We start from the raw sequence: 11,353 nt of genomic DNA on the forward strand, positions 1-11,353 counted from the left end.
AGTATGATTTTAAATTGCAGTTTCAACCAATTAATATACCAACTTTAGCAAAAAATAAGGAGGGTATTACAACTGGAACAAGCAATATAGGAGTTGCTCCTGTGGTTGAACTTAAAGGATATGTAGGGGATATTAATTTTGATGAAGCTTTGAAATTTAAGAATATAAAAATCGAAGAAATTGTTGATAAAGGTATTACAGTTAGCGGAGTTTTATCAAATGGTAGTTATGCGAGTATCGACTTTGGAGCGGAAGCATATGGAGATGACAATTTTCTGTATGGTAGCTCCTATGTGGGTAATATTTCTGGTAATACAAAAGATAAAAAAGTTAAACTATCATTTCCAATGATAAAAAAAGCAAAAGATTTAAAAAAAATTGTTTTTTATAGAACCCCTTCAAACACAAGAGAGGTAATAAAAGAAATTGATCTGAAAGAGTGATATATATAGACGTAAAGTCTATTTATATAAATAAAATCTAAATAATTTAAAGTAGGAGGAATGAAAACTATGAAAAAATGTTTATTGGGAGCTTTATTTGTATTAGGAGCGATGTCTTATGCTCAAGACAATAAAGTGATTGTGCCAGTTGCTGGAGGAAATGCGACTGCAAACCTAGGAATTGAGGTTACAGGAAAGGTATTTGACCCAGCAGATTTATCTTTAGTTGTTGATATAAAATCAGCAGCGTCAGCTAACGGAACAGGATTTGCGTTTACAATGCCAAACATGTTTGCGAAAAAGGCCGATGTAAAAACAGCTCAAGGTGATTTTGATATTTATGTTGAAAAGGCAGGTGCAAAGCAAAAAATTGATAGTGATTTATCAATAAAATTGGTTCAAGGTGGGGTAGAAAATGATACAGCAACGACAGCAGCACCAACAGGAACAGCTACGGGAGTTACTTTAAATTATTCATTAATTGGTGGAAATGGAGCAGGAACAGCTAATAAGACAGTTCATAATGGAGGAGTGGTTGTAAAGGCTACGACTACAGACAAAACAGCAGCAGGAACATACTCAGATACATCGGTACAGTTGAGAGTAGCTCTTACTGGACAAGCAACAGGAGCTTAATAATTTAACTAAGGCTTGGAATACAATGTTGTATTCCAAGTTCTTTAAGTGTTAAAGAGTGCAAACTTTTAAGCATTTGAGGAATTTGGAATAATAGGGAGGGAGAATTTAGTTATGAAATACAGATTTATGCTAGCTCTGCTAATTTTAAGTTCTATACGAACATATTCTGAAGATTTTACCATTGAAGAACTTTTAAACTTAAAAAATCAAGGGTTGATATCAGAAGAAGAATTTAAAGTTTTAAAATCTGAATTAAATAATGAAGTTTCATCAGTAGAAAATCTGTATGACTTAAATATTAATTCAAAACTTGTTTCAAGAACATACAAGGTTTATGAAAAAAATAAAAAATATTTTTTTCCCTTAAAGGAGTTTTTTAAATACATCAATTTTAAAAATTATACCGAGAAGAACAATGAACTTACACTGTATTTAGGATCAGCTCTAAAAGAGGTAAAAATAAACTTAAAAGAAAATGAATATGTATTTAGAGATAATGATGAAATCTATATACAATCTGAGAAGTTTTCAGAAATATTTTTAAATACTTTAAATATAAATTCTGATGAATTATCAATACGAATGTATCTATCTTTTGATACTCCAAGTGAAATAAATCAACTTTTGGATATATCAAAAGATAAACTTTTTAGAAAAAGTACCGAACAGGATATCATATATAGTTCAAAAAGAAAGTTGTTTGATTTAGGGTATGCCAGAATTCAGTTAGGACAAAATTTTGATAAAGCACCCGGAGAAAAAAAATATAAGGACTCTTGGGATGGAAATCTAGGATATCAAGGTGGTTTACTGTACGGAGAAATCAAAGCGGACTATGATTTAAAAGAGAAAAAACTGAATACAGTTCGTTTAGAATATCCTGACATTTGGAAAGGTCATAATTTAGATATTGAGAATAGAAGAAGTGGAAACAATAGAGAGTGGGGATTACTCTTCTATAAAAATAAAGGATATTATGAGACTACAGGAGGACAGGTTGCAATTAGAGAAAGTGTGCCTCTAGGAAGTAGGGTAGAGTTACTATATATGGGAACTCCTATCGATATAAAAGATGATGATAACGGTGTCGTTGTATTTAGTAATAATCCACTGATAAGAACTGATAGAACTTATGTTTTAAAAGTATATGAACCAGATGGAAGAATATATGAAAAAGAGATAAAAACAGTTCAAGACTATAATTTACAACAAAAGAATGAGTTTGAATACAAGTTGGCTTTAAACGAAAATAGTCAATACGATAAATATAAAACTGATTTAGACGTATTCTATGGAGTTACTAATAATTTTACTGTGGGATTTGGATACTCTAGAGATATAGAAGATATTCAATCAGGAAGAGATTACACAGGAAATATAAAATCCAAAGTAAGATATCTAAATAATGCAAGATTAGATTTAGTATATGGTGGAACATATAATGCGTTATCGTATATCTTTAAACTTTCGGGAACGAAAACTTTGGATAACTATAGTTTATACAAAGAGATTAATAGTGAGAAAAAGTATATCGATTTAGAAAAAAGATATTCATATAAGTACTTAAATCAATTTAATTATCTGAAGTGGAAATTGATATATGAACATGAAGAGTTTGGGGAGTTTTATGAACAAAAAAATAGAGATAAGATTGATTTAAAATACGGTATCTTAAGCAATGTAGATGTGGGGTATAAATATGAACTGAAAAAATATAGATATAAAACTGATGAGAAATCAGAGCAGATTACTATAGACAGTGATTATACATGGAATAAATTTTTATTCAGCGCTGGAACATCACTTGATATAAATAATAGTAAAAATAACGAATATCGCGCAAGTGTTTACTATAGCGGTTGGGAGAGATTGACAGGAAGGTTAGAAAATATATGGACTAAAAATGGTGAGGAGTATGAATCAAAAATTAGCCTATATAACAATAACTTGGGAGGATTTGTTGATTTTTCAACAGAATTGTCTTATTCAAAACGAGATAAAGAAAAAGTTAGCTTTAAATTTTCTGTAAAACTTGATAACTGGTTAAAAATAGATACAAACTTAAGCAATAATGGTGCTAGAAGCCATCGAATTGGAATTGATAAAGTAATAGATTTAAAAAATCCTACTCTTAATTTAAATACTATGGACAATTCAAGAGTAAGAGTAATTACTTTCATAGATAGTAATAACAATGATATTTATGATATAGGAGAGGAGATTGTTCCTGGGGTTGAAGTTAATATAGGGGATAAAGTTGTTGTCACTAATGAAGTGGGAGAAGGAATGTTTTACGGTATAGGAAACGGAATTCTTTATGATATGAAAGTAACTATAAAAAAACCTTCATATACTCTCGGAAACAACAAAATAAAGGTAAGAAGTAATTTCTCATCTACTGTTGATGCATATATTCCAATAAAACCAATGTTAACTTTAAGTGGAAATGTAGAATTAGATAAAAGCTTGAATCTAAAAGGTAATGAAAAAGTTGAGTTCTATAATGACCTCATAATAGAACTAAAAGATTTAAACGGCAATGTTGTTGAAACTGCAGCGCCAGATAATGAAGGGTTATTTGATATAAGCGGTCTTTTCCCAAAAGAGTACTATATAGAAGTTACATATATTGGTACTAAATATGATTTAAAAACAATCAGGGAAGAGATTGAGTTACATTATTCTAAAGATAACTCTATAAATACTGTTTTATTAAAAATAAGTAACGATAATATAGCTATAAATACTTCAGAACATAAAAAAAATATGGCTAGATTAAGGAGATAAATTCTATGAAAAATTTAAAGGTATTGATTATTTTAGTTTCTTTAATCTTCTTTAAAAGTGGATTTTCAAGCGAGGGGAATGGGGAATTTATTCCACCAATACCATTACCTCCAGAAATAGTAAATCCTGAAAATCCCAATGATGATTTTGCAATTCCAGAGATAAAGAAATCGGGAACAGATATAGACGGTGAAGATTTAAGATATTTAGAAAAAACGTATACTGTTATGATGGAAGCTAAGGTAGATGTATTTATTCCTTTGGAAGTAATATCTGATATTAATATAGAAGCAACAGTTATTGGAAATCAAATAAAAGAGATTCCTTTTGAAGTGGAATTAAATAGAACCCCTGAAAAAAAAGATTACTACTCTATAAAATATAGTGAAAGTATCATTGATATAGATGGAGACGGAAACCCAGACACATATATACATTCACCTAAATATATCAATGAAAAAATTTCAAAAGATAACTATGTAAAAATATATGGTGAAAAAATTTCAAAAGAGGGAAAACATAATAAAACAATCTATGTAACAGTTGAAGTAGGGGAATAAAAGAAGTAAAGGAAAGAAAAGGTTTCCCTTTTTCTTTCCTTTTTATTTATAAGGAGGAAATAGATGAAAAATATATTTTTAATACTGATGTTGTTAACTTATTTTAAAAGCTACAGCGAAATAACTTTAAAAATTCATGAACCTATTAGATTTGATAATGTTAATACGAAAGCTGCTGGTGATGTAGTTGTTGGAACAGGAACGATTGAAGTTACAACTGATAATCTGGAAGTTGATGGAAATAAGAAATTTATATTCAAATTCCCTAAAAAAGGACTCATGACAAATAAAAAAAGATGGGTTCAAATAGATAAATATATGATGGAAGATTCAGATAAGACTTTTAGAATGACCAGAGAACGAAAGTTAGTGAAAATATTTGCGATAATTGAACGAAGAAAATTAAATGATCAAATGATAAGCGCTGAAGATTTAGAGGGAGAATATATCGGATATGTTCCTATTATAGTTGAACAGTATGGACAGCCTATGAAAATAAAAGAGAATAAGGAGAATAAAGGTGAAAAGGACTTATAAAAATGTTTTATTGATTATGTTATTTACGGCAACTTTAGTTTATGCTGAAAATTCCAATAAACTTAAAGCAGAAATAAAGCAAAAAGAAAATAATTTAATTATAAAAATATCAAAAGATAACGAGGTTGTCGATAAAATTAAAATACCTAGAGATAATGAAATTATATATAAAATTAAACCAGGTGATACTCTGTCAGCCATTGCACTACGATATGGAAAATCTATAAAAAAGTTGGCTAAAGATAACAACATTAAAAATATAGATTTAATTATAAGTGGAAAAACTTTAATAATAAAGTAGGTGGTTTTGATGAAGATATTGATGCTAGTATTCATAATTTTTTCAAACATAAGTTACTCATATATAAATATCTATCCTACAAAATTTGAAAAGGATATAACAAATGGAGCTAACGAAAGCTTTAAACTATATAATAGATCTGGAAAAATAATTAAATATCGAGTTTATTTTGAAAAAGGTGAAAAAAATGATATGAGTCAATGGGGTGAAATATATCCAAATAGTATCACACTAAACCCTTTAGAGGAAAAAGAGATACGTGTTTCAATTAGACCACCTAAATTTACTTCTAAGGGAGTATACAAAGCAAAAATGATAGTGAAAGAGGTAGGAGTTCCCAAAAAAGAGAGGGATAAAAAGGTTAATTTCTTTACTCTTTTCAAGTTAAATATGACTGGTTATATTGGAGAAAATTATGAGAAGAAGAAGAAAAAATAAAAAAAATAAACTTAGAAAAATTCTATTGATTGTATTGTTTATTTTTGTTGCAATTAATCTATTTCTTAATAAAAAAATAGCTGAAAAAATAAATAAGATAAAAAATGAATACTCAAAAACAGATGTCGCAAATATATATGTACAAGAAGATAAAAAGTTTAACTTAGTAATCGTTAATGATAATGAATATATAAAAGAGATTAAAGGACTAGATGATATAGGAGAAATAAAAAAAGATAAACCTATTTTGATTGTGAGAAATGGAAAATATGGGTATATAGATTCCAATGGTGATATCTTGATTCCAATGGAGTATGATGCTCTTGGAACTTTTATCGATGGAAAAGTACTTGCTAAAAAAGATACTAAAATAGGTGTCTTAAATGAGAAGGGAGAGGAAGTACTACCTTTACAGTATGATGAGATTTATATGGGTGAAAATAATACATTTATTATGAAGGAAGGCAGTATCTATTCCTCTTGTGATTTAAAAACTAAAACTACTTTGAATATTGATGAAGTTTACAAAGTAAATGAAAACATACTTATTTTTTCCAATGAAAATAAATTTGGAATTATGAATTACAAAGGTGAAATAATAATACCTAATACCTTTGATGAAATCTCAACCTTTATAGATAAAATATTTATCGGATACAAAGAACAAAAATATAGTCTATACAATTTGAAAAATGAAAAAATATCAGGCGATTATGATTTTATAGAACAAATTGGAAATAATGAGTATAAAGGTGGAAATAATGAAATAGGAAATTATGCTTTCTTAAGCGCACATATATCTACCGAAGATAAATATGAAAATATTAGAAAATATGACGAATCTATTTATATAGGTGAACTAAAAAATGATACGTCAGATGTTATTGAAGTGAAATCAAAGTCTATAAGAAATCTCAAAAATGATGATGTAGAAAAGTATATCAAAAAAATTAAAGGAGAGAAAAGCAATGAGTAAGAGACATAGAAAGATAAGTTTGATTTTAATAGGATTTTTGCTGACTTTATTAACTATTTTAAGTTTTGCAGAGCCTCCAGAAGCTCCTAATCAATTGATAACTGAAAATCCATACAAAGAAGTAAAAACGGTAGAAGCTAATAAAAATAGAGAGCATGCTGAAATGAACATATCTGTTGATAAATTAAATCTTAAAAACTTGGATGGGTACAAAATAAGTGATACAGAGTATTATATAGAGTTGCCAGCAGAAGAAAATCTAAAAGAAAATGAAACATACTACGTATCTAAAAGTATTGAGGATCTTCCAGATATATATAGTGTAAATGGAAAGAAAACGATTACTAATTTGAATAGATTTAAAGATTACTCTATAGAAACTGCAGATTTTAGTTATGGCTTTACAGACAATTTTATTTTGATAGATAGAGCTCCAATAGGTACAAAAAGTTTTATAGTATCTAAATTGGATAAATCTTCTGGAGATATAAAAAAAGTATATGAAGTAAATAAGTTTAAAGCTGTTAATATATCTGAATTACAGGGAGAAACTGTAAATGGGAACTCTCAAATAGCTTTCAAATTAACAGATGAAATGATGAATATTTTCTCAGAAAATCAAAAAGAAATAAAAGTTGTAAAGACGTTGAAAGGCATTTTAAATAGAGGAAACAGAGTTAAAAGAAGTTTGGATAAAAATATTTTAAGCTATGAGCTTAAAATGGAAAACAAAGAGTTAGTTGTTGATACTAGCGACAGTATTGAAGAGTTGAAAATAGTGGTTTTAAATAATGGAAGAATAGAAAAAATCTACAGAGGTGAAAAAGTAGAAAAAGCAAATACTAAAACTGTTTTGCCAACAGAAAATTTTAATATACCTGAAGATAGTTACGGGACTAGAAGAATGTATATAAATGAAGAGTTTAATCAATTTGGAAGTGATGCGCGTGTAAAGGCAGTAACTTTTGATGGAGAAAGACATATAAAAAAACTATTTCCAAGAGAGCATTATGCAAAAGGAAATATCGTATTTTTGACCAATGAAGATCCAGCAGATTATGATAGAGGAAAGCCTTATATAAGGGTAATTCGTGTTGGTGGATATGTTCCGAAGATAACAAAATATCAAGTGACGGTAGAATTACAAAAAAATGGAAATACTATAGAAAAAACATTTATAATAACGGAATATCCTCAAAAAAATATTTTGGAAAAACCATTAGAGGATTATACTATTGGACAAAATTTAATAACGGAAGAGAACGTATATTATGTAAATACTTTAAATTTAGAAGAGTTTATTGAAAACAAGAAAGCTTCCTGGAGAGCTTACTTAGGATTACAAACACAGCCCCCAACTGATGGTTGGTATAGAAAGTTGAATTTGTTTAAAAGGGAGAATAAAAATATTAAAGAATCTAACTTATATGGGGAGCTTAAAACTATTGGTTATAAAGGAGTAGGAATTGGTGGGTATGCAGGTACTACTAAAGTTATCGGTGAAACAACAGGAACTTATAAAATTTTCTTTTCTAGAAAATCAATAGGAAAAATAAAAGTTGAATTAGATAGTAGAATTGTAAATATTGCTAAAAAAAATTCTGATCTTTCTAATTTAGTGGGAGGAACTCATTTAACAAATAATTTATCTAACTGGTTAAATGATGGATTAAATTACTCAGAAATGACTAGAGTAACAAATAATTTAAATCCTCCTGTTGGGATCTCCTCCTATATAACATATGTTGGAAGAACTATTTTGTCACAAGAAAATAGAAAACAAATATTTTCGAATCGAAACGATAATAATAAAGGTTTAGCATTGCCAGTAGGAAGTGTATCTGGAAATAATATGCTGGAAGGGTTTAGTGTTAATTTGACTGATTTTAATAATAGGGAGCAAGAAAATGCTATCTTTACATATAAAGGGAGTGATAACAAAAATTACAGTGGTGAAATTGAAATTTCAATAGGTAATCAGAGAGAACTTTTGGGTAGTGGATTGGTTGATTTAACAAATATTTCAAAAAATCAAGTTCATATTTTTCCTAAAATTGGAAATGGTAGTGTTGTTTCTGATAATGGTCTAATACTGGAAAACATAACTGGAGATTTGCCAAATACTACTAGTTTGAATAGTAAAAGTATTTTAAATAATATCTCTTTCAAAGTCCAATCCTCAACAGTGAATTTTGAAAAAATTGAAGGAAATTCAAAAGGAATATACCCACAAGAAGTTATTTTAGATGATAATAGATTACCATTTAGAATTGGTTTAACTAGCGACGGAGCGTTAAAAATTGAAAAATTAAAAGATGAAGACTATAGTTATACTATTGAAATGAATTATAGATATAATGAAGCTACTTTGGGCGTGTTTAAAGTAACTGTAAATGGAAAAATAACAGTAAGAAAAGGAGAAGTAGATATAAAACTAAGTAATCCTGTGGTAGGGTCATTTTATTCTTCTTTAGGTAGACTTAGGGTTCATTCTAATTCATCTGTGTCAACTTTTCCGTTAATGGAATATTTGAGTAAGAGTGATGAAGCTATAACATCAGAGGTGAAAAATGGACAATATAAATTGGGAAAAATCAGTGGTAAATATATACCAGTAGTTCCCGATAACTTTGGAGGTAACAAGTTAGAAGTAATATTCAATAATGGGCTTGGAGAGGTCAGTCAAACTGAAGAGTTAAAAATAGATCAAAATGGAAACTTTAATGGAACAGCTGGAATACTTAATTATGATAATAATGGAGTAACAATGGGGGTTCGATACCAAAATCCAACAAAAAGCAAGTATGGAACGGATATTTATTTAGATCGTTGGGACTTAGAGGCAAAAAATGTTATACTGCAAATGAAACATCCACTTATGGAAAATAAGTTTAATATATCAATTCCAGAATTTAATGGTGAGGCATATTACAATAAAAATATACTTCAAGTTGCTCCAACAGAAATTAATTATCCTACAAAAACTTTGCAAGGGAAATTTATAAGAGAGCATTCAGGACAAATGGGAATTAAATTCAATGTAGGAACCAAAGATTATGACTTAAGAATTCTTGAGAAAGATAATGGAAATATCAATCTAAAAATAAAAATTCCAAAACAGATAACTCTAAAGGTTATGGATGGTTTAGGAGTAGAAAAGCAAATTCAGTTTTATACAGAAATTTTTACTCTAAATGCAGGAGTTAAAGTAGAGGATACAAATTATTATTATATTTATGCTCCAAATAATGGAGAAAATGCTAATAGTGAAATAAATGCAACAATAGTATTAAAAACACTGTTTAAAGGAGTCAATGTATCTTGGAATTATATAAAAGGAGAGAATTTGAACTTAGTGTCAATAGGAGCTAAATCAAGAACTGGTGTAGAAAAATATTCTACAATAATAAATAGTGTAGATTTGAAGATGGAGTTAGCAAATTTTAATGAAACAATTGATGTTTCAAATACTCCGATATTACAGAAGGTTTATTCAACAAATGGATATTATGGACTGATTCAATATGAAAATAAATTGATTTTAAAAGACGGAAATAAAAAGCTTTTTGAAACAACGTTTGAAGAGTTAACTAAAACAAAGCAGGAGATTTCAGAAGCGGGAGTGAATATAAAATATAATTATGGTTCAGTTCAAGATGTTAATAAAAATCAGTTTGAATTCGAAAAAATAAAAGGTGTGAACTACAATAAAACTTTAAGATTAGAAATTTATACATCAGGTGGACAACTGCTATATTATATAAACTTCAATATAATAAACAAGGCAGGATTTGAAATATTACCGGGTAAAGGAGTATTAGATTTTGGAGATTTCTTTCCAGGAGATATAAAAAAATCAGAAAGTTTAATCGAATTCAAAAATCCTAATGATGCTAAAATAGATGTAAGTTTAAATCCAACGAATACCGAAAAAATGTTTAAGGTAGGAGTGAATATAACTCCTGATACGACAATTCCATTGAGTAATGTACAAATTAAGGACTTGAAAACAGAATCTAACCATACAAATAGTTTTAGAATTTCAGGTGAGGCTAAAACAACACCAAAAACAGAGATAGGGGAGTATAAAGGTGAGTTAGAGGTTATTATTACAGTAATTCCTTAAATTTTTTATAGTGGGAGGTGAGAATGGTAGTGAGCAAAACTATATATTTAATGTTGTTATTGTCCACATTATCTTTTGCTTTTAAAATAGACGAATTAGAATTTGGAAAAGTAGTGGAACAAAATAATAAGATGGAAAAAATTTTTAATTTAACAAATAATAGTATAGAAGATAAGATTTACAGAATATCAATAGAAGGGGATAAAAATATAAAAGTAACACCAGCGTTGCTAAATTTATCTCCTCAACAAAATAAAGAGTTTAAAGTGGAGGTGACCGCAAAGAATTCCAAGGGTAATCATGATTACTTCTTGGTGATAAAAGAAGTAAGAAAAAAACAATTAAAAAAAGGGGTTGCATTGAATAAGGTGGTGAAAATAAAACAATCCTACAAGATTAAGTAAAAAAGTGATATGAATTTAATTTGGGGGAGTATAAATAATTTTGTGTAAATAATAATTGCAGACCTTCTAGATTAATGATGTAATATCATTAAAATCTAGGAGGTTTTTTTATGGCAAGAAAAAGAATTGTTTCTGAATCTAG

At 28.5% G+C, this 11,353-nt stretch carries 10 protein-coding genes; all 10 read left to right on the forward strand.

Annotation, left to right across the window (positions count from 1 at the left end; translation table 11 throughout):
• The coding region (locus ACWI69_RS10915; protein ID WP_448821867.1) for a hypothetical protein at window positions 1-443 on the forward strand (443 nt) is incomplete at its 5' end.
• Between the two features lie 69 nt (window positions 444-512).
• On the forward strand, window positions 513-1,079 hold the full coding sequence (locus ACWI69_RS10920) for a hypothetical protein (RefSeq protein WP_448821868.1): 567 nt from the start codon (window positions 513-515) through the stop codon (window positions 1,077-1,079).
• A 114-nt stretch (window positions 1,080-1,193) separates the two neighbouring features.
• The gene (locus ACWI69_RS10925; RefSeq protein WP_448821869.1) at window positions 1,194-3,869 is read left to right on the forward strand and encodes a hypothetical protein; all 2,676 of its coding nucleotides are present in this window, start codon (window positions 1,194-1,196) and stop codon (window positions 3,867-3,869) included.
• Between the two features lie 5 nt (window positions 3,870-3,874).
• Window positions 3,875-4,429: a hypothetical protein gene (locus tag ACWI69_RS10930; RefSeq protein ID WP_448821870.1), complete on the forward strand. Its 555-nt coding sequence runs from the start codon at window positions 3,875-3,877 to the stop codon at window positions 4,427-4,429.
• Window positions 4,430-4,492: 63 nt separating this feature from the next.
• Window positions 4,493-4,966, forward strand: a complete 474-nt coding sequence (locus tag ACWI69_RS10935) for a hypothetical protein (protein ID WP_448821871.1) — start codon at window positions 4,493-4,495, stop codon at window positions 4,964-4,966.
• On the forward strand, window positions 4,950-5,267 hold the full coding sequence (locus tag ACWI69_RS10940) for a LysM peptidoglycan-binding domain-containing protein (RefSeq protein WP_448821872.1): 318 nt from the start codon (window positions 4,950-4,952) through the stop codon (window positions 5,265-5,267). Before ACWI69_RS10935 ends, ACWI69_RS10940 begins: the two co-directional genes overlap by 17 nt.
• Before the next feature lie 9 nt (window positions 5,268-5,276).
• Window positions 5,277-5,705 carry a hypothetical protein gene (locus ACWI69_RS10945; RefSeq protein WP_448821873.1) on the forward strand — a complete coding sequence of 143 codons (429 nt, stop codon included), beginning with the start codon at window positions 5,277-5,279 and terminating at the stop codon, window positions 5,703-5,705.
• Entirely contained in the window at window positions 5,683-6,681 is a 999-nt protein-coding gene (locus ACWI69_RS10950; RefSeq protein WP_448821874.1) for a WG repeat-containing protein, read from the forward strand. Before ACWI69_RS10945 ends, ACWI69_RS10950 begins: the two co-directional genes overlap by 23 nt.
• Window positions 6,674-10,807: a hypothetical protein gene (locus tag ACWI69_RS10955; RefSeq protein ID WP_448821875.1), complete on the forward strand. Its 4,134-nt coding sequence runs from the start codon at window positions 6,674-6,676 to the stop codon at window positions 10,805-10,807. Before ACWI69_RS10950 ends, ACWI69_RS10955 begins: the two co-directional genes overlap by 8 nt.
• Window positions 10,808-10,830: 23 nt before the next feature.
• Window positions 10,831-11,211, forward strand: a complete 381-nt coding sequence (locus ACWI69_RS10960) for a hypothetical protein (RefSeq protein WP_448821876.1) — start codon at window positions 10,831-10,833, stop codon at window positions 11,209-11,211.
• Window positions 11,212-11,353: the final 142 nt, after the last annotated feature.

The sequence above is a fragment of the Cetobacterium sp. genome (assembly GCF_977044495.1).